17 protein-coding genes and 1 pseudogene are annotated in these 25,744 nt (G+C 41.6%); 7 read left to right on the top strand and 11 right to left on the bottom strand.

The features are described 5' to 3' along the window. The first annotated feature begins 150 nt into the window (after positions 1–150). Together L1D46_RS03605 and L1D46_RS03610 are read left to right on the top strand one after the other, a co-directional pair. Positions 151–615, top strand: coding sequence for an energy transducer TonB (locus L1D46_RS03605; protein ID WP_130050166.1), 465 nt, complete (start codon positions 151–153; stop codon positions 613–615). Positions 616–700: 85 nt separating this feature from the next. After that, a complete protein-coding gene (locus tag L1D46_RS03610; protein ID WP_175580416.1) occupies positions 701–946 on the top strand; it encodes a DUF3297 family protein in 246 nt (81 codons plus the stop codon). Positions 947–1,006: 60 nt separating this feature from the next. Here the strand turns inward: L1D46_RS03610 and L1D46_RS03615 are convergent, their stop codons facing one another. The 3 genes from L1D46_RS03615 to L1D46_RS03625 are packed head-to-tail and all read right to left on the bottom strand — an operon-like array spanning position 1,007 to position 2,421. Continuing rightward, positions 1,007–1,408: a MerC domain-containing protein gene (locus L1D46_RS03615; RefSeq protein ID WP_130050164.1), complete on the bottom strand. Its 402-nt coding sequence runs from the start codon at positions 1,406–1,408 to the stop codon at positions 1,007–1,009. A gap of 45 nt (positions 1,409–1,453) precedes the next feature. Beyond that, a complete protein-coding gene (locus tag L1D46_RS03620) occupies positions 1,454–1,921 on the bottom strand; it encodes a transcriptional repressor (protein WP_239976806.1) in 468 nt (155 codons plus the stop codon). Then, positions 1,918–2,421 (bottom strand): DUF2796 domain-containing protein, encoded by a 504-nt coding sequence (locus L1D46_RS03625; protein ID WP_167658292.1) that lies wholly within the window; start codon positions 2,419–2,421, stop codon positions 1,918–1,920. The genes L1D46_RS03620 and L1D46_RS03625 overlap by 4 nt, the downstream gene beginning before the upstream one ends. 139 nt (positions 2,422–2,560) lie before the next feature. Between L1D46_RS03625 and L1D46_RS03630 the strand changes: the two genes are divergently transcribed. From L1D46_RS03630 to L1D46_RS03640, 3 genes are all read left to right on the top strand, one after another. After that, the gene (locus tag L1D46_RS03630; RefSeq protein WP_239976807.1) at positions 2,561–4,981 is read left to right on the top strand and encodes a TonB-dependent receptor; all 2,421 of its coding nucleotides are present in this window, start codon (positions 2,561–2,563) and stop codon (positions 4,979–4,981) included. Positions 4,982–5,009: 28 nt separating this feature from the next. Then, positions 5,010–6,401: a 5-methyltetrahydrofolate--homocysteine methyltransferase gene (locus tag L1D46_RS03635; protein ID WP_239976808.1), complete on the top strand. Its 1,392-nt coding sequence runs from the start codon at positions 5,010–5,012 to the stop codon at positions 6,399–6,401. A gap of 157 nt (positions 6,402–6,558) precedes the next feature. Further along, complete coding sequence (locus L1D46_RS03640; RefSeq protein WP_239976809.1) at positions 6,559–9,774, top strand: S41 family peptidase; 3,216 nt, start codon at positions 6,559–6,561, stop codon at positions 9,772–9,774. A gap of 59 nt (positions 9,775–9,833) precedes the next feature. On the opposite strand, the gene L1D46_RS03645 is transcribed toward L1D46_RS03640, so the two are convergent. The 3 genes from L1D46_RS03645 to L1D46_RS03655 all read right to left on the bottom strand — a co-directional run bounded on the left by L1D46_RS03645 (position 9,834) and on the right by L1D46_RS03655 (position 15,273). Next, positions 9,834–11,135, bottom strand: coding sequence for a DEAD/DEAH box helicase (locus L1D46_RS03645; RefSeq protein ID WP_239976810.1), 1,302 nt, complete (start codon positions 11,133–11,135; stop codon positions 9,834–9,836). A gap of 309 nt (positions 11,136–11,444) precedes the next feature. Beyond that, the gene (locus L1D46_RS03650) at positions 11,445–14,153 is read right to left on the bottom strand and encodes a TonB-dependent receptor (RefSeq protein WP_239976811.1); all 2,709 of its coding nucleotides are present in this window, start codon (positions 14,151–14,153) and stop codon (positions 11,445–11,447) included. Positions 14,154–14,172: 19 nt separating this feature from the next. Beyond that, a complete protein-coding gene (locus L1D46_RS03655) occupies positions 14,173–15,273 on the bottom strand; it encodes a Ca2+-dependent phosphoinositide-specific phospholipase C (RefSeq protein ID WP_239976813.1) in 1,101 nt (366 codons plus the stop codon). A 185-nt stretch (positions 15,274–15,458) separates the two neighbouring features. Between L1D46_RS03655 and L1D46_RS03660 the strand changes: the two genes are divergently transcribed. Both L1D46_RS03660 and L1D46_RS03665 read left to right on the top strand, forming a co-directional pair. Next, positions 15,459–15,938 carry a sigma-70 family RNA polymerase sigma factor gene (locus L1D46_RS03660; RefSeq protein ID WP_239976815.1) on the top strand — a complete coding sequence of 160 codons (480 nt, stop codon included), beginning with the start codon at positions 15,459–15,461 and terminating at the stop codon, positions 15,936–15,938. A gap of 99 nt (positions 15,939–16,037) precedes the next feature. Further along, positions 16,038–16,826 (top strand): NPP1 family protein, encoded by a 789-nt coding sequence (locus L1D46_RS03665; protein ID WP_239976816.1) that lies wholly within the window; start codon positions 16,038–16,040, stop codon positions 16,824–16,826. 26 nt (positions 16,827–16,852) lie between these two features. Here L1D46_RS03665 and L1D46_RS03670 read toward each other — a convergent pair whose 3' ends face one another. From L1D46_RS03670 to glmS, 5 genes and pseudogenes are all read right to left on the bottom strand, one after another. Further along, positions 16,853–19,744, bottom strand: coding sequence for a TonB-dependent receptor plug domain-containing protein (locus tag L1D46_RS03670; RefSeq protein ID WP_239976817.1), 2,892 nt, complete (start codon positions 19,742–19,744; stop codon positions 16,853–16,855). A gap of 1 nt (position 19,745) precedes the next feature. Next, complete coding sequence (locus tag L1D46_RS03675) at positions 19,746–20,705, bottom strand: FecR domain-containing protein (RefSeq protein WP_239976818.1); 960 nt, start codon at positions 20,703–20,705, stop codon at positions 19,746–19,748. A gap of 120 nt (positions 20,706–20,825) precedes the next feature. Next, positions 20,826–21,949: pseudogene (locus L1D46_RS03680) on the bottom strand (alpha/beta hydrolase-fold protein). A 169-nt stretch (positions 21,950–22,118) separates the two neighbouring features. Continuing rightward, positions 22,119–23,705, bottom strand: coding sequence for a D-aminoacylase (locus L1D46_RS03685; RefSeq protein WP_239976819.1), 1,587 nt, complete (start codon positions 23,703–23,705; stop codon positions 22,119–22,121). Between the two features lie 129 nt (positions 23,706–23,834). Beyond that, on the bottom strand, positions 23,835–25,655 hold the full coding sequence (glmS, locus tag L1D46_RS03690) for a glutamine--fructose-6-phosphate transaminase (isomerizing) (RefSeq protein WP_130050154.1): 1,821 nt from the start codon (positions 25,653–25,655) through the stop codon (positions 23,835–23,837). Between the last annotated feature and the right edge of the window lie 89 nt (positions 25,656–25,744).

The raw sequence follows: 25,744 nt of genomic DNA on the forward strand, positions 1-25,744 counted from the left end.
TTTTGTTATAAAATAACACAAATAACCAAACTGATATAGTATAACAAATCATTTAGTACCGAATTTTTACTATCTTTTTATTGTTTACATAATACAAGTTCATCATTAGTATTAATAAATGACCAAAAAACAAACAAGTTAAGGAAAACTATGTATAAATCACTTTTAGCATTAACGCTTACATGCGCATCAATCAGCTCATTCGCAAACCCTGACTTATCACGTAAATTTCCATTTGTTGATATTCAAGCACAGGTACTCGATACCACTACGGATAAGCCTAGCTGGCAACGACTCCCACCAATGTCTCATGTACAATACCCGACAGGGCTGTTGAATCGACAAGGCAGTGGCTGCGCAATTGTCAACTTTCAGGTAACACCACAAGGCGATGTGAAAAATCTAAATATAGAAAATTCAGCACCTAAGCGCTTTAGTAAAGATGTTAGAAAGGCAGCAAGACAAATAGTGAGAGACTGGCATTGGCCAGAGCGTAAGGGCGAACAAGTGATTGAGTTAACCATGCGTTTTGACTACTGCTTAACACACGACTTCGACAAAAAGAGTGAAGCCGTTGCCATGTGCGTCGAACATTCAGAACAAGCCTGCGAGTAAACAATAAATTTGCCATGCAGATACTTGAGCCAATGCCAGCTATTGCCTACAATGGCGCACAATTTATTCAATGCAGATCGCAACTATGACTGATACACAAAAACCAGAATTACCAAACCAACTTTCTATCAACCCACGTAGTAAATTTTATGTGGAAGAAGTTTTCGAACATGAAATTGGTGTAAAACTTAACGGCAAAGAGCGTTTTGACGTTGAAGAATATAATATCAGCGAAGGCTGGATCAAAGTCGCTTCTCCAAAAGCGCTTGATCGCCGTGGCCAACCTTTACTATTAAAAGTAAAAGGCTCTGTAGAAGTCTTCTACAAGTAATTCAGTTATTACTGAATGAGCTTGTTGGCCAATCAATGCTTGGCCAACAAGTTTATATCTCTACGAACTAAGGCACTCATTCCCTCGTTTTTTTCCGCACAAGCGAAAGTTAAACCAATGCCCAATGACGACAAATAGCGAGCCCAATAAAGTAAGTATTTTTTCGCCCGCCTCACCAATAATATTTTCGCCAAGCAGCACTGCCGCAGACAACAACACCAGCCCTGCACCGCCTAGCATCAATAATCGGTAACGCTTATGTTTTTTACAGCCTAAAAACAGTGCTAATAAGCTACTTGGCAGTACCGCAACCAACATCCAAAAATGAAACTGTTCGTTACCTAAACCCAATGCTGCAGCACTTGGTAATAAAACCAATAACACAGGCACAGCTAAGCAGTGAATAGCACACATAGCTGATAACCCTATGGCAAATTTGTCCATCTTTTCTTGTAATTTCACTGAATAATTCCTATAAAATTGAACACATGAATTATTAAAAACGCATCAAGCAATTTTTGCTTGGCACTCATTGCATACACCCATCATTTCAAATTGCTTTGTTTGTGAGGTAAAACCTGCATCATCAAAATGAGGGAAAAGCTTTGCAACATCACTCTGTGAAACCGCTAAAGTCTCTACTTTTTGGCAATGACGGCAAATCAAAAACAAAGAAATCTCACGCTTAAAAACCTCACTGTCGGTACCGTCAGCGATATATTTGTTAGCACTATTAAGCCTGCGAACAAGGTTTACCGATTCTAAAAAGCTCAAGATTCGATAAACAGACATGACAGATACACTCGAGCTTGTGCGCAGCTTATAACAACTGGCCAACTCGTAGGCCGATAGCGGTACGTCTGTGGTTAGTAATATTTGCAGTATTTGCTTGCGCTGAATGGTGAATTTTCTGCCATGTTCAAGGCAAACCTGCTTTGCTTTATTAAGTGTGCTGGTTAATCGCTGTTTATTCATAGCGGCCACTCAATATAAGGTTTTGTTGCTGTAAGCTCGGCTATCCCTTGCGCTTGCTCTGTAATCCACTGCGCTTCAATAACAGATATCGCTTCAGCCCATGCAAACAAAGTAACAGTGACTTTAGAGACCGGTTTATCACAACTAAACGAGTATTCAACTTCAAGGTCTTGATGTGAATGATGAGAGTGATGCTCAAATGGGTTTTCAAAATTTGCATGAATAAGCTTACATTCGCCGTTAAATGTCACTAACTGCTCTGAATTTGCTAACTGGGCTAATGTTTGTTTGATAATTTGCTTTTGCTCAGCGGTTTCAGGCTGATGCTCAAAGCCAAAAATATCTCCAGCCGGCAAAATGAACTTAACTTGCCACTTACCTTGGTCATGAACCACAAAAAGCACTCCCTCACCATGTGAATGATGATGGTGTTGATGCCCTTGAGCTGAAAAAATACATCCAACCATCAAGCATATCACTACCAATTTTGCTGCTTTCATAACCACAATCACTCCATTTACCTCTCTTTAAGCATACTGTTACAAAAAAGAATAAAACTCATTCGTCGATTCATACTTGATACATTATAACAATTAAAGCACAATTGATACATTATAACATACCAAAGAGTGATGCATAATGAATAACATCTCAAGAGTCGCTGTCGTCATAGCAGCGTTATTACCAGCCAGTGTCTTGGCGCAATCAATCAAAGGCGTTGTTTTAAATAACCAAGGTAAAGCAGTTGCTAATGCCACAGTTGACCTTGAAGGCTCAGATCAAAAAGTAACAACTAATGACAAAGGTGAGTTTGAAATCAGCGGCTTAAATAACGGCTTAAAAGAGCTACATATTTCAGCGCCAGGTTATGCTCACTTGCACCGAGATATCACACTTGCCAATGACCATGACCACACTACAACTTTTAATCTAAAACGTTCACCCATTGAAGTTATTGATATTGAAGCAACACCGATTCATATGTCGGCAATGGAATCTGCTTCACCAGTTAGTGTGTTATCTGGCGAGCAATTAAGACGCCAACAAGCATCAACGCTTGGTGATAGCCTTGAAAAACTACCCGGCGTTAACACAAACTTCCATGCCAAGGTTGCCAGTACCCCTGTGATCCGTGGTTTAAGCGGCCCACGTGTTTTAATAACGCAAAATGGCCTAGATGTGAGTGATGTGTCACGTGTTGGTCCTGATCACTCAGTTGCATCTGAAGCATCAACGGCGCAGCAAATTGAAGTTTTACGTGGCCCAGCAACTCTTTTTTATGGCAGCGGCGCAATTGGTGGTGTCGTCAACGTGGTTGATAGCCGAGTGCCAACTGACAGCACTACACGTGGCGAGTGGAACCTAGAACATAACTCTGTAGATGAGCAAAAAATTGCTTCGTTTAATGCTACTACAGGAACAGAGTCGTTTGCCTTTTATGCTGATGCATTCTGGCGTGAATCAGACGATTACGAAGTACCTGTAGCTGCCGATATTGACGACACCGAGCGCAGCTCAAAGTACGTAGTAGAAAACAGTAATGAAGACTCAGATGGCTTTACTGTAGGCACTAGCTACTTATTTGAGCAAGGTTACGTTGGCGTTGCGGTTGAGCAGTTTAACCGCCAATACGGTATTCCTGGCCATACACATGGTGAAGAAGAGCATGAAGAACATGACCACGAAGAGGTGCACAGCGAAGAAGAAGCCGTTTTTGCAGACCTCGAGCAAACCAAAATCCAGCTACTTGGTGAATACAATATCGACAGTGAATGGCTAAGCAAAATTAACTTACGTGCTGGCCACACAGACTACGAACACGCTGAAATCGAACACGGTGCAGTAGGCACAACCTTCAAAAACGAAACCAATGAGCTTCGCGTTGACATTCTGCATAGCCAATTTGATGAGTGGAATGGTGGCGTTAGCTTTCATTACAAAAAAAGTGATGTTGAAGCACAAGGCTCTGAAGCCTTCACCCCCCCTTCTGTTACTGAAAGTATTGCCTTTGCAATTATGGAAGAAAAGCATTTGGGTGATTTTTTAGTGCAATTAGGTGGCCGTGTTGAGCGAGTCACTATTGATGCTAGCAATGTGCTGTTACCAGAAATTGACGCCCATGCTCATGATGAAGAAGGCGATGAGCACGACCATGACCACGAACATGAAGAATCAAACTACACACGTGTATTTGATGTTGCCCAAGAGTTCACACCGGTGAGTTTATCAACAGGGGTGGTATGGGATTTTACTGCTGGTTATAACCTTGGTTTATCGGTATCGCGTTCTGAGCGAGCTCCGTCTGCTTCTGAGCTATTATCTTTCGGCCCACACATAGGCACAGCAACCTATGAAGTCGGTGCGCTTTTCGATACTCATGACGGTCATTTTGAGCTTTCACAAGAAGCTATTGATTTAGAAACTGCAAATAATATCGACCTTACATTTCGTAAAACCGAGGGTGATGTTGGTTTTATCTTCAATGCATTTTACAACCAAGTAGATAACTATTATTACCAGATCAACACAGGCCTATACGCTGAAAGCGGTCATGATCACGACCATGGCGACGAACATAATCACGAAGAAGAGCACGATCATTCATCTGAACTACCGGTTTATTTATTTAAAACAGACGATGTGATTTTGCATGGTTTTGAAGCGCAAGTTGCTTGGCAGCTAACCGACGAATTTAAAGTCGACTTATTCTCTGATTATGTACGCGCGCGCCTAAAAGACGGCGGAGATTTACCACGTACTCCACCACTGCGTTTTGGTACTGAGTTTAGCTATCAAACCGAAAACCTAACGGCAAATATTCACGTTACGCGCTACCTAGAACAAGACCGCATAGCACAAGAGGAAACCACAACAGGCGGCTATACCCTTGTTGATGCCAGCATTTCTTATGACTTATCGGTATTGAACCAAGACCTATCGTTTTATTTAAAAGGCACAAATTTAACGGACACAGAAGCCCGCGTTCATAGCTCATTCTTAAAAAATATTGCACCACGTCCTGGGCGCAGTTTTGCGCTTGGTGTTCGCGGCTACTTCTAAAACAAAATTACAAATAAAGGAAACCTACATGACACACTTATTTAGATTAAAACTATTGGCACTGGCAATTAGTAGCACCCTGATCACCGCATGTGGTGACGCAGAAACAAATATTGTTGAGAAAGACCCTATCGAGGTTCCTGACGACAGTGGTGATGACCATGATCACGATCATGATGACGGTTATACCATTGACTCAATGGGCCGTTTAGCGGTTTTAGCAGCTGAAAGCAACGAAGCGAATATCTTTGATTTAGATGACGACTCATTACTAGAAACGTTTTCGCTTATCCATGATTCAAGCTCACTAAATGTTTCACCAAACTACCGTTATGCAGTTATTGCTAACCGCAGCCAAGATTACTTAGGCTTTATTGATAGCGGTTTATGGCGCGAAAATCATGGCGACCATTTACATGACTATAAACAAGGCCCAGCATTTAGTAACTATGAGCTAACAACCGGCAGTCGCCCTACTCACATCGTTAAACATGATGGCCAAATGGCCGTGTTTTACGATGGTAATGCCGATACAGGTACCGTTGCCTCAGTAGAAGTATTAACCGATAACGACATTGCAAACGAAACAACAACACTTACTGGTATTCAGTACGACATCAATATGCATGGTGTTGCAGAGCCACGTGGCGAGCACCTAATTGCAACCTTGCGACGCGCTAATAGCGAAAGCACTTCTAATGCGAAAATCCTGCCGGATCAAATTGGTGTTTTCCATCTACATGATGGTGAATATGAGCTTGAACAAACAATTGAAGTTACCTGCCCTGATTTACACGGTGCAGCGCAAAACCATGATTATGTAGCATTTGGTTGTGGCGACGGTGTTCTGGTAGCACACCAGCATGACGATGGATACCATGCAGAAAAAATCGCAAATATTGAAGCGGTTGGCGATTTAAGAATCGGTACTTTATATGGTCATGAATCAAGCAACAGCTTTATTGGTGTTGCATCTGGTCATGGTGGCGGAGCCGCAGTTTTTGTGAGCATCAATCCGAGCGAAGCTGAAATGGAAGCCCTAGAGTGGCAACTTGATGAAGGCGCAAGCGCTGTTTCTTACTCATTCTCAGGAAGCGGTGAGCACTTTTTGGTTCTTGATAGCTTAGGCTTTTTAAACGTGCTTGCAGCCCATGAGCACGACGGCCACATGCACTGGGAGCTTGCAGGTAAAGTAGATATTACTGAAGAAGATGTAACAACGATGCCAGAAGGCATAAGCTTCAGCATGACTGTGTCACAAAATAGTGAGTTTGCTTACGTTGCTGATCCGATTGCTCAGCACGTACTAAAAGTACATATCGAAGACCTTGAAATTGAAGGTGATCTTGAATTGACCTTTGCACCTAGCGCCATCACTTGGTTAGGTATCGCAGAAGAAAGTGATGATCACGACCACTAAGAAGTTATGTTTTATGGTATGACATAGCTCGCAAAGGTTGGCATTTACTGCCAACCTTTTTTATTCATATTTTGTAACAGACCTTTCATCGCAACTGCATCGCTATTTAAGCCTTAATGGTTATGATGTAACAGTTCCCAATATAGGATGTAATCCCATGAAAAAACTAACAACGTTGGCACTGGCCATGGCTGCGACACTGGCACCTTGGGCATCAGCTTACGAAACTAAAGACACGCGCTTACTGCGTTTTCCAGATATTCATAATCAAAATGTTACCTTTGTTTACGGTGGCGATATTTACATTGCTAATACGCAAACAGGCGAGAGCAAACGCTTAACTGACCATATTGGCTTTGAAACCTTCCCTAAGTTTTCACCTGACGGTAAACGCATTGCCTTTGCGGCTGAGTACAATGGCAGCCGCCAAATTTATGTCATTAACAGCGATGGCTCAGGCTTAAAACAACTGACTTACTACAACGATGTTGGCCCAATGCCACCACGCGGCGGTTTTGATTATCGTGTTCTCGATTGGACACCAGATGGCAAAAATGTGGTATTTCGTGCTAATCGCACACCGTGGGGTAAGCGTATGGGTCGTCCATACATGGTGCCTGCTGACGGTGGCCTTGAACAGCCTCTAGCTATTCCAGAAACGGGCGGCGGTATGCTTTCGCCAGATGGGAGTAAATATGTTTACACGCCAATTGACCGTGAATTTCGTACTTGGAAGCGCACCCGTGGCGGTCGTGCACAAGATGTCTGGGTTTACGATTTAAAAAGCAATACCTCAGAGCAGCTAACCAGTAACCGCGCTACCGATCAGCAACCAACCTGGGTTGGCGATAACATTTACTTTGTATCTGATCGTGATTACACCCTTAACCTATATCAATACCAAAAAGGCGCTGAGCCGAAAAAACTAACCAACCATAAAGACTTTGACGTACTGTGGCCATCAGCTGGCCCTAATGCTGTTGTCTATGAAAATGGTGGCTACCTTTATCGCTTTGACCCAGAAACTCAAAAAAGCACTAAGCTGAGCATTAACATTGCTGGTGTGCGTCAATATGCCATGCCGTACACAAAAAATGTCAGCGACTTTATCGACTCAATGTCGATTTCTCATGACGGTAAACGTGCGCTCTTTACTGCCCGCGGTGAGCTATTTAGCGTACCAGTTAAACAGGGCCCAACGCGTAACTTATCTTACACAGCAAAAGGCCGCGAAATTGACGCAAGTTGGTCGCCAAATGGTCGTTATATTGCTTATATGAGCGATGAAAGTGGCGAATACGAAATTTACTTAAAAGATCGCAGTAAAAATAATGCCACCAAGCAGCTAACCAGCAATGGAACTATTTGGCGCTTTACGCCAATTTGGTCACCAGATAGCTCAAAGCTGTTATTTGCAGATAAGAACCACACACTCTGGTGGATAGACGCAAAATCGGGTAAACAACACAAAATTGATACCAGCATCTACGATGAAGAAGGCATTCGCCAATATACTTGGTCGCCAAATAGCGAAGACATTGTGTTTGTGAAAAACAATGAAAACCGCTATGCCTCACTGTGGCACTACAATATTGATAAAAAGAAAGTGACTCGCTTAACGGATGAAATGACCAATGAGCAAAACCCAACTTTCTCTCCTGATGGCCAATACCTGTATTTTAGTTCTGAGCGCGACTTTAACTTAGCCTTCAGCAGCTATGAGTTTGACTACATGTTTAATCGTGCAACGCGTATTTATGCCGCTGCCGTAAATGACAGTATCAAACCGCTTATCGCGCTACAAAGTGACGAAACAGCGATCGTCAGCGATAAACAAAAAAATGAAGACAAGAAAGCGAAAAATACCCTGCAAAGCAGCGACTTTATGCAACGTGTAACCGCTTTAAATGCACCAGCAGGGGATTATCGCAGTTTAACGGCAGTCAAAGATGGCGTGCTAACACTGGCTAATGGCGGCCTACAATTAATAGGCACAGCTCACGACAGCGAGCTTGAAACTGTGGCTAAAGGGGTAAGCAGCTACACTATTTCAAGCAACGGTGAACACCTGCTTGTGCATGCGGGTAACGATTACAGCTTAATTGAGCCAAAAGCAAAACAAGACCTAGCAGCAAATAAGCTAGATCTTAGTAAGATAACCTTAAAAATTGAGCCACAGATTGAATGGCAACAAATGTATGTTGAAGGCTGGCGTACATTGCGTGATTGGTTCTACGATGAAAACCATCACGGCCAAGATTGGGACGCAATTTTAGCCAAGTATCAACCTATGGCTGATGCTATCTCACACCGTAGTGACCTAGATTACATTCTCAGTGAAATCGCAGGTGAAATAAACTCAGGCCACATTTATGTGCAGTCGGGTGATATGCCTAAAGCAGAGCGTAAAAAGCACGGCTTATTGGGTGCAAAACTTGCCAGCGATCCATCAGGATACGTAAAAATTGAGCAAATCTTCCAAGGTGAAAACTGGCATGAAGACTTCCGCTCACCACTTGGCACAACAGGGGTAAAAGCGCATAACGGCGACTTCATCATTGCCGTAAATGGCCGCTCAGTAAAAGACGTAGCTAACTTCTACGAATTACTAGAGAACACGCAAGGCGAGCAAGTTGAGCTAGTCCTTAACAGCAAGCCGCGCAGCAAAGGTGCATGGCAAGTTACCGTTAAGCCTGTAGCTAGCGAGCAAGGCTTGCGCTATTTAGACTGGGTTAACTCTCGTGCAGCCTACGTTGATAAGCTATCAAATGGTCGTATTGGATATGTTCACTTACCAAATACAGCCTACGAAGGTAACCGCGCCATGTTTAAAAACTACATGCCGCAAACCACCAAAGACGCCATGATTATTGATGACCGATACAATGGCGGCGGCTTTATTCCTGAACACATGATCACTTGGCTTGCCCGTAAACCGCTTAACTATTGGAAACGCCGTGGAGTTGAGCCAACTAAAACCCCACAATTTGCTCATGATGGTCCAAAAGCCATGCTGATCAATGGTTACTCAAGTTCTGGCGGTGATGCTATTCCTTACTACTTCCGTCAAGCTGGGTTAGGTAAGCTCATTGGTACCCGTACTTGGGGTGGTTTAATTGGTATTTCGGGTAACCCAAGTCTTGTCGACGGCGGCCAAGTTATCGCGGCAACATTCCGCATTTTAGATAACGATGGCAACTGGATCATCGAAAACGAAGGTGTCACCCCTGATATCAAGGTAGTTGACCGCCCAGAGCTAATCTACCAAGGTAAAGATCCATCGATTGAACGTGCCGTAGAAGAGCTTTTAAAAGAGCTAAAAGACAATCCGAAAAAGCCTCTCACCGTGCCACCAGCACCGACTGACTTTTAATTCTTAACTGGTTGTTAAAAAGTAAAAACCCCGCAAAGATGCGGGGTTTTTTAGGGTTTTTAATGTTTCTTCCAGCCACTCCAAACATCGTCTTCTTGGTTGGCTTTATTTTTTTTCTTTTTCTTACCTGTTCCCGCAGGTTTTGCTACGGGCTTATCATTTTTAAGTGCTTTAGCGGCATCGAGGTTTGCTTGGTTTACGGTAAAACCTGCCACTTCTTCACGCTCTAAACGTAATTTATTTTTCTTTTCGATAATTTTAAAATGATGAAAGTCTTCGTAATCAATCAGTGATAACGCTAACCCAATTTCACCGGCGCGGCCACTTCGGCCAATACGGTGCATGTAATCGGCAGGGCTGCGCGGTAAATTAAAATTAATCACTACAGGCAATTTAACAATATCTAAACCACGAGCAGCAATATCAGTGGCAATTAACACCTCAATTTCGCCATTTTTAAACTTTTCGATTACGCGAGTACGTTCACTTTGGCCCTTATCACCATGAAATACCTGCGCATTAATACCACGCTTTTCAAGCTTACTCGCCAAGTGCACACAATCTTTCTTTGCATTCACAAAAATCAACACTTGGCGCCATTTATGGTTTTTTATTAATTGCGCTAAAACAGTGGTCTTCTCACCTTTATTTACGGTAAATACACGCTGTACTAGAGTACTCTCCTGTTTGCTTTGAACTTGTATTTCTACAGGGTCATTTAACAGCTTTTGGGTTAATAGCTTAACTTGATCTGGGAACGTCGCTGAAAACAGCATTGTTTGTTTTTTAGCGGGCATAAGTGCTAATAGCTCAGCAAGTTCTTCGGTAAAACCAAGACTCAACATGCGATCTGCTTCATCAAGCACTAAGGTGTTTACGTTATCAAGCTTAATAGCATTGCTTGAAATCAAATCAAGTAAACGCCCTGGGGTTGCCACAATAATATCGGCACCGCCTCGCAATGCTTGCATTTGCGCATTCACCGACACACCACCGAATACCGCGACAGTTTTAATCGCACCATTAAAATTTGCAGAGTACGATTTAACGCTATCGGCCACTTGCACCGCGAGTTCTCGGGTTGGCACTAAAATAAGCCCTGATACAAAGTTACCTTTGCCTTGTGCTTTTTTAAGTCCCTTATCTAAAAAGCACTTTTGCAGCATAGGCAGAGCAAATGTCGCTGTTTTACCTGAACCTGTATTTGCTCCTGCAATTAAGTCACTACCCGCTAAAATGCTTGGAATTGCTTTTGCTTGAATAGGTGTTGGCTGGGTATATTCAAGATCCGCCAATCGAGCAAGTAGCTCTGGAATAAGGCCAAGTTCGTTGAAATTGCTAGAGTTTGCGGTTGAGGTCATAAAAGGTGTAGGCTCAATACTAAAAATAGCCTGCGATTTTAGCGTATTTATTGGCCGTTAAGTAGGGATTAGTGATTTTAAATGTACTTAAACAAGAAAAACACGGTGTCCTGAAGGAAGAATTGTAAAAAGTACTGGATAGGCACCGGCTTTATGTAATGTTTCTTATTATAGAAGTACCCACATTGTACCCTCAATCAACAACCTTTGCTTTATTACTATATTGCCAATATAAAAATTCATATTTAACAACACGTTATAATGTTTAATAACAAAGCCGACTAAATAGCCGGCTTGTCATAATATTAACTACAACTGGTAGTTTATCCCTAAGTAATAAGTGGAGCCAAACTCAGTGGTGTTATACAAACGATCGTCTGAGTCACTATATTGCTCTTCACGTTGATTAGTTAAGTTAACTGCTTCAAAAGTGACTTTTAACTTTTCATTTATATTATAAAACGCTGAAAAATCCACATACGTCGTACCATGAAAACCAGCTTCGTCTTGGTCTGAATCCGATGGCGACGCAATTTCTGTTAAGTACTCACTACGATATGATGACGATACCCTCATCCCCCACAAATCTGTTTCGTAATATAACGTAGCATTTGCTGAATGCTCAGATAAACCGGGGAACGCTTTAGTAGCAAAGTATTCATCACTATCGTAGTAATCCATATCGCCATCAGCAAAAGTGTAGTTTGCGATCACCCCCATATTGTTAAATGGCGCAGGTAAGAAGGTAAAGTCTAATTGACCGCCTAACTCTAAACCTTGAATACTTGTTTTTTCACCATTTACGCTAGTGTAATAAGTAAACTCCGTGGCTGCGGTTTGTCCTGGTGCTAATAATGCTTCTGAAAAACCGGTTTCACCGTAGGGCATTTTAGTGCTACTGCCAATTACAAAATTATCAATATCTTTGTAAAATAAACCTGCTGTGACAAAACCCGCATCATCGATATACCATTCAATTGCAGTGTCGTAGTTTATTGACTCATAAGGTGAAAGCCCTGGATTACCAGAACTTAGTTCTAGCTTATCGGTGTTAACAGACCCTGAAATAGCAAGTGAGGCTAAAGATGGGCGTGTTAGATTTTTACTAATACTCCCCCTGAATTGAACACCCTCTGCGGCATACCAAACTACGTTCAATGAAGGTAACAACTCAGCATAATCTTGTTCAGCCTGAGTTTCTACGTTGTCACTGCCTGTTGATATATAACCTGTTGAAGTAACTTCTGTTTTCACATAACGCAGGCCAACATTACCGCCAAAAAAATCATTTTGCCATTGATACTCAAGCCATGCTGCTCGGGTTTCTTCGGTTAAATCGTAGATGCTATTGATCTGTAAATCTTGCTCCGTTAGAGCAGGGTTTACAGCGAAATAGTCTTGTGTTTTGCCTACATTTGCAGCAGCCCAGCTTGCTTTGTCATGACCACTATAAACACTGAAAAAGCTCGCATCTAAGGTATTATCGATTGCACCAGACTCAAACTCTCCTTTTAGTGCATCTTTAACTTGGTAGCTTTTACCGTCAGAGCTAAATTTTTTATTTGATACGCCATACTTTAATTCGCCAGTATCACCAACAAACGTATTGAACGAGAGTTTAATCGTGTCATAACTAGAGTTTTGCTCACTTTCATCAAGATCAAACTCGTGCATTTTCCAATTATCGATTGAGGCTGTATCAAAATCATAAGTATGCTTAGCGTAAAACCGATCTTGTACATAATCAGAGGTCATTCTGCCAAAACCTTCATAAAACACTTTATCACTGACAGGAATGGTAAATTCATTCTCAGAATGACCTAGTAGCAACTTCAGCGCTGTAGATTCACTTAATTGCCAATGAGTTAAAAATGATACTTGGCTAAAGGTGGTATCCATTTGTTGTACACGGCTTTCTGTTGCTAACGTGACATTACTAATATCCGTGTAAACAGCTTCACCGTTCTCGTTATAACGCAGTTCATTGACCACAGCACCACCAACTGTTTGTCCACCAGCGGTTGTAGACCCCCCCAAACCACTTAACCCTGCGCCACGCGTTGCTATATGGTGCTCATTTTTATCATTGTTAAGTTCAGCATATAAAATATCTAAATCAAAAGATAAATTATCACTGGCTTTATATTGAAAAGCGGAAGTAATCCCCAAGCGCTCTTGTTCATTTTCCCATGCTGAGTAACGATTACCACGCGCAAATCGCAGTTCTTTATTGGTTACTTTATCTTGTGTTGCTTGATCTAAAGCACTCAAGTCAGAGCCTGCCCCATCAAGAGGACGCCAACGATACGTATTTGTACCTTGCTCCATTGTATCGCGCTTAGAGTAGGCTAATGAGAATAAGGCGCCAAAGTTATCCCACGTATTTGAGATCAACCCAGCTAAGCGTGGACTGGTACCATGCGCCATCGAGTTAGATCCTACTTGAGCAGAGATCGCTCCTTTAAGACCATCGTAATCAAAAGGTTTACTTGGGCGCAGCGCAACTGTACCGCCTATGCCACCTTCTTCCATGCTTGCCGAGAATGACTTTTTTACATCAATTTGACTAAATAGTTCAGAGGCAAAAACATTAAAATCAAATCCACGAGAACGGTTAGCCTGCCCTCTACTATCCATGCTACTGCCACTTGTTGCCAGCACATCTAAACCATTCAATTCTACTCGAGTAAAATCAGGACCCAAGCCGCGTAACGATATTTGTCGTCCTTCGCCACCTTCACGGGTAATCGTTACCCCCGGAACACGTTGCAATGATTCAGCTAAATTTAGATCCGGAAAGTCAGCAATATCTTCAGCAACAATGCTGTCTTGTACCATTAAAGAGTCGCGCTTTACATCACGGTTCTTTAATAAACTTTGACGAAAGCCTTTTACGACTATTTGCTCCATATCTTGCACCTGTTCGCCTTGCTCTGCTGCATAAATAGACGGACTGGTATTAGCTATACCCGCTAAAATAGCAAGTGTTAGATAACGTTTTGTTAATTGCGGTTTCATGGTTTTCTCCGATTAAAGGTTAAAGAGGGCAATCAGTGACAGAACTCAAACAGCGAACAAACGGGTTTGTAGGCTGCTTAATATTTTGTTTTTTCACTAATTTAAAACTGACAGAAGGGGCATTCAGCGGTATTTGCTTTGCACCTAAATAAAAGTCACTAGAGATGATTTGTGCACCTGAGGTAATGGCACTTTTTGCACGATTGTGCGGTGATTTTTGAGCATTAAATTCATCTGCACGAGTACGCACGATAAAGCCTTGTGCAACAGCTTGCGTTATTAATTCGTGTTGCTGCTGGGGATTGTTAAACAATAGAAAAGCAGCATTTGGATGAGAAGCCGGCCACGCAGCAAACATATTAGGGCTTGATACTTGCTCAAAACACTGAAGCTGGCGTTCATTTGCATCAAAAATAAATACAAACTTACCTCTTACGCTCTCTAACTTTGGCCACCCCTGACTTTTTATCGATTCGGCTAAATCTTGATAGGGCTGTTTAATATTTGCTGGGGTGAGTAACTTCTCTTGCCCTAGCACCTTAGCAATCTCTTTACTCAGAGCTTGATAATGCGATACCGAGAAAAGCTCAGGCTGAACACCAGCAATGTTTTTCCAGCGTGTTTCTTTAACATTAAATAAAATATAAATAGGTAGATGATGAGGGTGCTGATTTGACCAGTTCTTTAATTGCGTTAAACATTCAGCAAATAAAACACAATGGCTGCTCACATCAACATCAGGAATATGCAGCACCTTAAATCCTGGTTTTGCAAGCTGCTGCTTTTGTACGTTGCTATAAAGCGGATTTTTAGTCCACGCTTGGCTTAGAGGGTTTGCATACCGACCACCTTGGCTGTCTGCAAGTACGTCAATTTCAAGCTGTCTTAGCCCTAAGTCCAGCTGTTCACTGAGTGTCGGGTGCGCATAGCTAACTTTATCAGCAAAACCAGTTTGTAATTCATCAAGCTTATTGGCTACCTGTTCATCAAGCCCTGTTTTATAACTGTTATGACTACCAATTACCTGTAACTGATTAAGCCTTACTGCAGCTTTTATTGGTAAGCTGACGGCAAATAAAAAAATGATAGTGCTAATAACTTGCAACCCTTTACTAAACATATCGATCCTGTATTTTTTACTTAAAAGCGAGCTCTTAATGCACGTAAAGAGAAGGTAAGAGTAAAAAAGGTGCCAAAAAAAAATTAATTTTTTTAATTATTCATAATGCGATAAAAGTTAATTTGGTTGTCACATTTGTCTGTCAGCATAGGGTAGATTTTTAAATTAAAAATAAGAATATAGCCGTGAGTAAACGCGAATTTTCAATTACAACTGAGTTATTAAAAGACGAGCAAAAATTGAAAGCCGCAATCCGTAAATGGGTCAAAGTGCCTGAAGATGAAGCTGATGTGTTCCAAGAAACATTTGCCACTGTGATCGAACAAGATAAACATAAAAAAATAGATAACCCTCTGGCCTATGCAGTGACTGTCGCGCGTCATTTTGCATGGAAGCTATCAGCTAAAAAAAGCGAACCTTACGATGAAACGCTTGATACCCGAGAGTCTGAATGTATTGAGCAGCGCTACTCACAGCATCAACAAATATCAGCAATACAGACTGTATTAAAAAACATGCCGCCGATGCGCCAACAAGTTTTTATTCGCCGCCGTTTATACAACCAAAGCAGAGAGCACATAGCCAAAGAGTTAGATTTAAGTGAGGATGCTGTAAAAAAACATATAAATCGAGCGCTTGCGCAACTCGCTATGCATGCGCAATAACCAGCTTGGTAATGAAAGCTTCATAATAAAATTTGTCTCCTTGGCATTTTTAGTTTGCTCTTTAATAGGACTTTCAAACTAAACTCAAGGAAACGTAAAATGAAAAAACCACTCTTTATCTATACTTTCGCTTTTCTAAGTGCATCCTTTTTCTGTCAGGCAGTACAAGCTGCTCCACCGCCAAAAATTGAAGAATTCACAACGAGCGATGCTAAAAAGTGGGCCCCTCGTTTTGATTATGATACGGATGGCTGCTACCCATCGGTTGGAATTGGTCGTAATGGCCAAGTTAATGGCGGATTAAAGCCAACGGGCAGTATTAGAGGGGATTGCAGGGATAACTCTGATTTAATTAACTCAAATACTAATCATCGTAGTACCTGTGTAAATAACGGCGATATTCAATATTGTGCACACATGTATGCGTTGTATTTTGAGAAAGATCAGGCGATAGATAACGCATGGTTTGATGATGTTTTCAGTCATCGCCATGACTGGGAATACGTAATTGTATGGCTAACCAATAATAATTTAACTCATATCAGTTACTCTAAACATCGAGGTGCGATTACGGCTACCAAAAATGATTACGCTTATGACGACGAAGAGCAGCAACATGTGCGCATTGTGTATCATAAAGATGGTGCATCAACTCACGTATTTAGGCCTGGTGGTGCGCAAGAAGTGGCAGAAAACGGGACTGGGGCATGGCATACGCCAACTCTTGCATCTTGGCAGTTAATGCAAGGTGATGTAGGAGCAACCAATGCTGATTTACAATATTTATTCAATACCACCAGCTTTGATAAAGCGAACACTCCTTTTAACGATGGGAACTTTATCAACAAACTTAACTCATCACTGCCTACTGGTTATCCAGGTTTCTAATAACGTTAAATCTAAAAATTGCGCCGTTACAGCATCAAAATAAAGCGTAGATAATACTGTCTTCCTGCTTGAGTGGTGTTGTAGATAGCATGATGTTGGCCTGCATACTCTCGGTAATATTCATTACTCAGGTTATTCACGCCAACATTTAATTCAAGTACATCGTTTAAAGCAAAATAAGAAGACCAATTAATACGCCTAAACGGTAAAAAACCCGTTTCGAACTGATCAACCCATAGTTGCTGGTAATTTATTTCACTAATATAACCACTACGATAACTCAGCTGTAGTCGGCTGCCCCATGTTGGTTGTTGGTAATCTACTGAAAAATTAGCCACATGTTTAGATAACCCTTCTAACTGCCCAGTATACTTAAACATATTAGCAAAACGGTAATCTCGTTCGCTTTCAGCGTAACTATAAGCTGCATTAAGTGTTATATTTGGGTGAAACTGGTGGGTTAAATCAATATCGATACCTTTGACCCACGCCGTTGCTTGGTTCACCCGCTGATATAAGCGACTCTCATCAGCAACCTGCTGAAAGTTAATTAACCCTGACAACTTTTTAGCATACACACTACTCACCAGTTGAGTGTGTGAATCAATATGTCCAAACAACTGCACCGTAACTTGCTGACTTTCATAAGCAGATAGTGATGTATTACTCACTTCATAACCAGCAATACCTGATAACGGCTGCTTTGTTGGGTTAAAGTACTTGGTGGGAAGCGGCGTATGATTTTCACTTATATTTAAACGAGTTTGCCAGTTAGATGAGAGTGCATATCTAAAATTAGCTGAAAAAAGCGGCTGTGAATAACTATTACTTGTGCCTTCTGGTTTTTTGGCTTGGTGGATTTGCTCATCAACATGCTCAATGCGCATACCCAAATCAACACTGTAATCTTTCTGCTGATATCCATATTGCATCCAAGCGGCACTGTTAATTCGCTCTAGACTAAAACTTTGCGAATCTAAAATATTGCCATTATTGAGACGAATACCGGTTAAGTAACGCGTGGCCACCTTGCTATTGTTAACACCTAACCAGGATACTTTTTTGTGATAGTCAATAATCTTACTTAATTCATTATCAAGTTCGCTATCTAAAAGACCTGTATTAAATTCCATTTTATAAAGGTCATCCTGCTGTTTTTGCACTCGTTCATCTACAAAGCGTTTATACTGAACACCAAATTGCCAAAGGGTTGCGTCATGCTGGTAACTAAAGCGTATATTGCCCTGCTGTTGTTCAATTAACGAATGATTAGCCTGTATATCAATTTCATCCAAGTGCCATTGTTTATTCGCCTGTAAATCCATACTGTAACTATTATGCGGATAAACCAGTTGAGGGGAGTAGTCGATTGTTAAATTACTAAACCCTTTTAAAAATACTTTTTCATCTTTTGGCACGTCTAACTCGTTTTTCGAACTCCCTAACAACCAATTCAACTTAAGCTTAGGAGAAAGCCAATAATCACCACGCCAAGTGAGCTGCGAAAATTGGGTTTTTTTGTTTAGTTGTCGACTCTCAGTCGCTATCTGTGCATTTTCAAATTCTGCAAAGCGTACATAGTCATATTCATCAATTTCAAGCTGCGTAATTTTACTCGGCTGGTCGCTACTGACTGCGAGTGGTGAAGAGCCGATCCCTCGAGTTGCTAGGTGATACTCTTGCTTTTGATTCTTAAGTTCTGCGTATAACCAATCAAATTTATGGCTAAAGTTATCACCATAATAATTTACAGCAGCAGTAACCCCTTGCTGTTTAATATTATTATTCCAAACTGAATATCGATTTCCACGTGGAAAGTAAACCTCTTGCGCTTGTAGCTTTTTCTGTAGCTCAGCACTAAGTTGGCTAATGTCAGTGCTTGCAATATCTAACTGTCGCCACCGATAAGTATTGTACCCCTGTTCTTGCGTTGCTTTATTATTTACACTGCCGCTGAGCATATAAAACCAATGCCGGCGTTTATATTGCCAAGAAAATGCACCACGATCTGTTGGCTTATCTATAAAGTCTGTTTGGCTGTATTCAAACATGGCATTTAGTTGCGACTCTTCATCCATAAGCTGATCAGCATTGCTCGTGTATAGATTAATATTGCCCGCTATGCCTGCGCTATCCTGATCAACACTATACTCTTTAACAATATCTACTTTTTCAAATAACTCACTTGGTAACACATTAAAGTCAAATGCGAGCGCACGTTCATTTTGTTCTCTGCTATCAAGGGAAGAGCCATGTATCGCAAGGGTCTGCATATCGTTTAATGCAACATGGATAAAATCACCACTTAACCCTCGCATTGCAATTTGTCTTGCCTCAGCACTGTCGTAATTAGCCGATATGCCTGCAACATTAAGTAATGAATCAGCTAAATTATTAGTCGCAAAGCTCGCGGCATTCATTAATGATATTGATTCAACTCGCACAGCTTCATCAGGGTTCATGTCAGTATCAACAAAGTATCTGCGAGCTCTCTTAGTCTGCACTGACGAAGCCCTTATGAGCACTTCTTCAAGTGGCATCTCTTTTTTTGCGGGAGGAGTTGGCGTATTAATTAGTTCATCATTTTTATCTGTATCTGTTATTAACTCAGACACGATTAAAGAACCTTCTAATTGCTCAATATTAACTTCATAGTGAGTTGCTATCAGCTCAATGATGCGCGTTAAATCATTGTCACCTGAATAATAAAAATCGGCAGATATATTGGCCAGATCAGCAGCAAAAAAAACAGCCTCACCAGTTTGCTCTGAGAGTAATTTTAAACAACTAAATAAATCATTAGCCTGAATGAAGACTAAATTTTCATTAGAGTTATGGGCATCTATAGCCTGTTGACTAAAGCTATGCTGGCTGTTGCAGAGGCAGAGTAACAGCAATAAAGCGCTTACTCTTTGCATGTTAGTTATTACGAATAATAATTTGCCCCGAGTATTGCGATACTCTTAGTTTATTGGCTAAGGCAAGCATTTGTAGCGTTTGTTTTGGCGTGTTTAAATTAAACCGACCAGTAACAAGCATTGCTTTGAGGGTGCTATCTTCTAAACTAATTTTTTCACTCATTTGTCGATCAAGCTTTGCAAGCACAGAGCCCAAACTCATTTGATAAGCATCTAACCATTGTGATTGTGGGTTATCTAAATCTAAGTAATGATTAAATGACTTAGGCAAATTTTTTACCTCTCCCATTTTTCCATCAATGATTTCAACACTTTGTCCTGCGGTTAACTCAACAGTGGTGCTATCCACCTGATTTGCAACATGAACGCTGCCATGAACGACAATTACTTGAGTTCCAAAGTCACTTTTATCTACCGAGAACTCAGTGCCCGTTACCGTTACCTGTGTATCTCCAGCTTCAACAATAAATGGTTGGTTATCACTCAGGTGTTGCACAGAAAAAAGTGACTCACCTTGGCTTAGCTCAACTTTACGTAACTGTTCAGTAAATAAATAATTAAGGGTACTTTGCGGACCAACCTTCATGGCTGAGCCATCTGGTAAATCTAAATAGCGTGATTGTGAGGTGCTTGTTTTTGCAATAATACTTTCAGGTTTAGTGGGCGACTGTAAAACTAAAAAGTTAACAGTAATTAGCAAAAAAACTGCACAAAATGCACTTGCCCATAGCCATTTATTTATCGGTTTTTTACTGCTTACCGTGAGTTGCTCTGCCTCTTTTTCAAGCACGCTTTCAAGTTCATCAGAATGCCATATTTTAAGGCATTTTTGGTATGCATCACGATGTTCAGGCGCCTCATCTAGCCAGATTCTAAGTTGTTTCTGTTGTTCATCTGACAAGCTTTGAGATAACTCAGCCCAATTAGCCGCTTGCTCGAAAATGGCGATTCTATCTATCATGTGTGATTTATTGAATAAAGTTCAAGGCAGTTTAGCAACTTAATATGACAGTTAAACGACAGCCATTTTCTCTTAACTATAAAAACGGCAATCTAAAAACTAGACCGCTGTCGTTATGAACTAAAGAAACTTATCATTTAATTGCTTTTGTAACCTCGTTTTTGTCTCTTTTAAGTAATCTGGGTAGGGATACGAGTCATCTGCAACAGCGATTGCAGCCTCGATTTGAACTAATGCTTGGCGAGTATTACCTTGCATTTCATAGCCATATGACAATGCTGACAGTGCATACGCTGATTTAGGGTAGTTTTTAATATTGTACTTAAACACCGCTCAAATTGCTGGTTATCCGTTAAGCTGTAACCCAGTAGCCTAACAGCGCGGTCTGGTGGCGCTATTTTTTCACCCCATTGCTGAGATAAACGTTGATAATAAGCATCAATTGATGAAACATCATCGCCCAATGCACTCAGAGGCATATGTTTAGATAAAAATAAGCCATGGTACGCATTAAATGCCCCAGCAGCTGAGGTTAGGTTATGCGAAACGCCTGCAAAGGCATCGCTCTTAAAGCGCAGATTTTGCACCTTACTATTTTGCATTGTTTGCTGCATATCATCGTATCTTTCGCGCATAATGCCAGCTTCTTCGCCGATATTCATATATACATAGCTGTTAATAGTTTTGGCTTTAGTAACAAAGGTTTTTAGGCTCTTAGCCGGGGCGCCATAGTTCCACCATACCGCAGGGCTGTAAGCAATATGCGCTTGAAATAGCTCAGGGTCAGCCTGCATTGCGTAAAGAGCAAATACACCCGCAGCTGAGGCGCCTGCGATAACTCTATAATCATGAGTACGATACTGTTTATTAACCAAAGGCATCCGTTCTTGCTCTACGAAAGCTAAAAACTTTGCTGCACCACCGCCTTCACCAACAGGCCCTTGTGGTTCTTTGTTCACTGTGGGATAAAAATCTCTAAGTCGATTAGTGCTTTCAATCGCAACTACAATCATCTCTGGCGCTTGATCATTTTGTTGTAAGCGTTCAAGCACAGCATTAATCAATGGTAAATTACCGGCCCCATCTAAACGGTAAATAACGGGATATCTTTTGTTTGGATCTGTTTGGTAGCTTTTTGGTAATTGCACAACGACTGTGCGCTGCTCACTAAGATTACTTGATTCGATAGTATGCGTATGTTGGCTGTAATTTGTAACCGCCTCATCAGCGGCTGGTTGAGCCATAACATGGCTAGTACAGAATAAAAAACCACTAATATAGAGTAACTTAAATAGTCGCACGACTTATCCTTAAGAAATATTGGTAATTTTTTAAGCTAACAGAATTGCAGGTACAAACAAAGATAACTTATGAACTTTTTCGTAAAAAAGTATATGTAAGTCATTACTTTAACTAAAGCGTATGACGCAATATTTGCCCAGCACTTTTACCTGTCATGCCATCTGGTGATTTAATGACTTGGCCATTAATAATGACGTATTCAATTCCTTCTGCGTACTGATGAGGTGCGCTAAACGTTGATTTATCAGCAACCGTCGCAGGGTCGAGTATGACAATGTCAGCAGCATAGCCTTGTACTATCACTCCTCGGTCAGTTAGGCCCATTCTTGCTGCGGGTAAACTGGTCATTTTACGTATTGCATCAGGTAATGAAATCACCCCTTGTTCACGCACATAATGACCTAGTACTCTAGGAAAGGTGCCGTATCCTCTTGGATGCGGGTTGCCTTTACCAAGTTCTGAACCACCCGCATCGGTGGCGATTGCGGTAATTGGGTAAGCCATAATGTACTTAACATCATCTTCATTAATAGCGTGGAAGATCCCCTGAGCACCGCCATTTGCTTGAATTTCAATGGCAAGTTCAGCGGCTTCATCAATACTTTGCGCTCGCCCTTCACGCTTTAATACTTCAGCAAAGGTTAGCCCATCCCATGTAGGGTTTGCCGCATAATGCGCTATTTGCAGCCTTGCGGGGTCACCACCGCCTCTATCTTCACGGATATTTTTGATCAAACCTTGTTTTATTTTTTGCCTTAGTTCTGGATCTTGTAGACGCTTTTCAACTTCAGCTTGGCCACCAGCCAATGACCACGCCGGAAATAAAATAGCAAACCGCGTAGAAGAAGCCGTGTAAGGATACTGATCGAGAGTGACATCTAAACCCGCTTTGCGAGCATCACGGATCATTTGAATAGTTTGCTTACTCTCACCCCAATTTGGATGACCAATCAGCTTATGGTGAGAGATATGCACAGGAATCCCCGTGTCTTTTGCGACATCAAGCACTTCATTCATCGCCGTGACAATCTCTGCGCCTTCATCGCGCATATGAGAGGCAAAAAATCCATGCTTAGCATGAGCGGTTTCGGCAAGCACCTTTACCTCAGCAAAGTTTGAGTACACACCAGGAACATATTTAAGCCCAGTCGATAAACCAAACGCCCCCTGCTGCATCGCTTTATCTACCAGCACTTGCATTGCTTTTAGCTCATCAGCGCTGGCAAGCCGCTGCTCTTCACCCATTACAGCTTTACGAACATCATTATGGCCAATTAATAAGGCTAAATTAGGTCCTAGAGGTGAACGCTCGGTTTGCGCAAAAAATTGCTTAAAGTCGACAGGTGAAAAACCACAGTTACCGCCCAAAATAGTGGTAATGCCTTGCTGTACTAAGTTATCGAGCCGAGGCAGCTCTGCAATTGAGCGCTCAGCATGGGAATGTAAATCAATAAAGCCAGGGGCAACAATCTTGCCTTTGGCATCTATAACTTGTTGAGCTTTGTCAGCCGTCATGTCACCAATTTTAGTGATCTTGCCACTTTCAATACCAACATCAGCGCGAACCGCTTTGCCGCCAAGACCATCGAGCAACATAGCGTTTTTGATGATGAGATCAAAAGATTGCCCATAAGAAATCCCCGAGCTGAGCACTAATACGAACAATCCTATTGAGTTTAAAACACTGCGCTTTTTCATTGTTATGATCCTTAGCCTGAGTGTTTAACCATCCTAATCAATTGCAACACAAATTGCATCAGTGAACAGTAATTAAACAAATTACAGACACAAAAAAGCCGGCTAATTAGCCGGCCTCGATACTTTAACTTACTCAACCGTAACCGATTTTGCTAGGTTTCGAGGTTGGTCTACGTCGGTACCTTTAATCACCGCAACGTAGTAAGAAAGTAACTGCAACGGAATTGTATATACAACTGGTGCAATCACGTCATCCACATGATTTACGTTGATTACACGCATCGTTTCGTCAGAATTGAACGCTGAGTCTTTGTCTGCGAATACATAAATAATACCGCCACGAGCACGTACTTCTTCTACGTTTGATTTAAGCTTTTCAAGTAATTCGTTGTTTGGTGCCACAACAATGATTGGCATGTCGGCATCAATCAACGCAAGAGGACCATGCTTAAGCTCACCCGCTGCGTATGCTTCGGCGTGAATGTATGAAATCTCTTTCAGCTTGAGCGCACCTTCCATCGCGATTGGGTATTGTGAGCCACGACCTAAGAACAATGAATGGTGCTTGTCAGCAAATTCTTCAGCTAAATCTTCAATCCCTTCAGCAAGTAGTAATGCTTCTTCTAACTTGTTAGGAAGTGTTTTAATTGCATTCACAATCGCACTTTGATCTAGGCCTTTTTCTTGGGCAATAGATGCCGTTAGCATTAATAAGCCAACAAGTTGTGTGGTGAAAGCTTTAGTTGATGCAACACCAATTTCAGCACCTGCTTTTGTCATAAAGGCTAAATCAGATTCACGTACTAACGATGAACCCGGTACGTTACAAATGGTCATTGAAGCCATGTAACCTTGCTGTTTTGCAAGACGAAGTGCAGCAAGCGTATCGGCTGTTTCACCAGACTGTGAAATTGTCACAAGTAAGCTGTTTTCATGTACAAATGATTCACGGTAACGGAACTCAGAAGCAATCTCGACATTACAGCTTACGCCTGCAAACTGCTCAAGCCAGTAACGAGCAACCATGCCCGAGTGATATGATGTACCACAGGCAATAATTTGTACGTGTTTTACGTCTTTAAAGATTTGCTGAGCACTATCGCCGAAGGCATCAATCGCTACAGTATCATTAACTAGGCGGCCATCAAGCGTGTTACGTACAGCAAGTGGCTGCTCGTAAATTTCTTTCAGCATGTAGTGACGATATTCGCCTTTACCTGATGCATCTTGCGTAATGTTTGATTCAATCACTTCGCGCTCTACTGCATCGCCGTTTGCATCAAAGATTTCAACACTGTCGCGAGTAATACGAGCAACATCGCCTTCTTCAAGGTAAATAAAGCTACGTGTAACAGGTAATAGAGCAAGTTGGTCAGAGGCAATAAAGTTTTCGCCAAGACCCAAACCAATCACCAATGGGCTACCAGAGCGCGCTACGATGATTTCGTTGTCGTTCGCTTTATCAAAAACAACGGTACCAAATGCACCTTCAAACTGCTTCACAGCAGCTTGTACTGCTGCTAAAAGCGTATCGTGCTGTTGGCGAAGTTGGTGAATAAGGTGCACCATTACTTCAGTGTCTGTTTCTGATAAAAACTCATAACCGTCGCCTTTAAGCGCATCACGTAGACTGGCATGGTTTTCGATAATACCGTTATGAACTAGGGCAATTTCGCTGTTCGAAACATGTGGGTGAGCATTCGCTTCAGTTACGCCACCATGAGTTGCCCAGCGTGTATGTGCGATACCTGTAGTACCATTTACTGCTGCATCATTCAGTGCCGCTTCAAGATTAGCAACCTTACCCACTGACTTTACAGTGTTTAGCTCAGTACCTTTAAGTAAAGCCACACCAGCCGAATCATAGCCACGGTATTCAAGACGCTTTAGGCCTTCAACAAGTATTTTGTTTACTGGGCGTTCTGCAACAGCCCCAACGATTCCACACATAATTTCTCCTTTTGCACATGCCAAAGCGTTTTACTTTGGGCGGTATGTGTTGTCATAAATTTAATGTAATAAAGTGTTGTCGGTCTTAT

Origin of the sequence: Pseudoalteromonas sp. Isolate3 (genome assembly GCF_022398505.1) — a bacterium.
In the GTDB taxonomy this organism is placed as follows: domain Bacteria; phylum Pseudomonadota; class Gammaproteobacteria; order Enterobacterales; family Alteromonadaceae; genus Pseudoalteromonas; species Pseudoalteromonas apostichopi.

Excerpts from the sequence above, each read along its gene's own strand:
- L1D46_RS03605 (WP_130050166.1), top strand. The coding sequence starts at position 151 with ATGTATAAATCACTTTTAGCATTAACGCTTACATGCGCATCAATCAGC.
- L1D46_RS03610 (WP_175580416.1), top strand. The coding sequence starts at position 701 with ATGACTGATACACAAAAACCAGAATTACCAAACCAACTTTCTATCAAC.
- L1D46_RS03620 (WP_239976806.1), bottom strand. The coding sequence starts at position 1,921 with ATGAATAAACAGCGATTAACCAGCACACTTAATAAAGCAAAGCAGGTT.
- L1D46_RS03625 (WP_167658292.1), bottom strand. The coding sequence starts at position 2,421 with ATGAAAGCAGCAAAATTGGTAGTGATATGCTTGATGGTTGGATGTATT.
- L1D46_RS03630 (WP_239976807.1), top strand. The coding sequence starts at position 2,561 with ATGAATAACATCTCAAGAGTCGCTGTCGTCATAGCAGCGTTATTACCA.
- L1D46_RS03635 (WP_239976808.1), top strand. The coding sequence starts at position 5,010 with ATGACACACTTATTTAGATTAAAACTATTGGCACTGGCAATTAGTAGC.
- L1D46_RS03640 (WP_239976809.1), top strand. The coding sequence starts at position 6,559 with ATGAAAAAACTAACAACGTTGGCACTGGCCATGGCTGCGACACTGGCA.
- L1D46_RS03645 (WP_239976810.1), bottom strand. The coding sequence starts at position 11,135 with ATGACCTCAACCGCAAACTCTAGCAATTTCAACGAACTTGGCCTTATT.
- L1D46_RS03650 (WP_239976811.1), bottom strand. The coding sequence starts at position 14,153 with ATGAAACCGCAATTAACAAAACGTTATCTAACACTTGCTATTTTAGCG.
- L1D46_RS03655 (WP_239976813.1), bottom strand. The coding sequence starts at position 15,273 with ATGTTTAGTAAAGGGTTGCAAGTTATTAGCACTATCATTTTTTTATTT.
- L1D46_RS03665 (WP_239976816.1), top strand. The coding sequence starts at position 16,038 with ATGAAAAAACCACTCTTTATCTATACTTTCGCTTTTCTAAGTGCATCC.
- L1D46_RS03670 (WP_239976817.1), bottom strand. The coding sequence starts at position 19,744 with ATGCAAAGAGTAAGCGCTTTATTGCTGTTACTCTGCCTCTGCAACAGC.
- L1D46_RS03675 (WP_239976818.1), bottom strand. The coding sequence starts at position 20,705 with ATGATAGATAGAATCGCCATTTTCGAGCAAGCGGCTAATTGGGCTGAG.
- L1D46_RS03685 (WP_239976819.1), bottom strand. The coding sequence starts at position 23,705 with ATGAAAAAGCGCAGTGTTTTAAACTCAATAGGATTGTTCGTATTAGTG.
- glmS (WP_130050154.1), bottom strand. The coding sequence starts at position 25,655 with ATGTGTGGAATCGTTGGGGCTGTTGCAGAACGCCCAGTAAACAAAATA.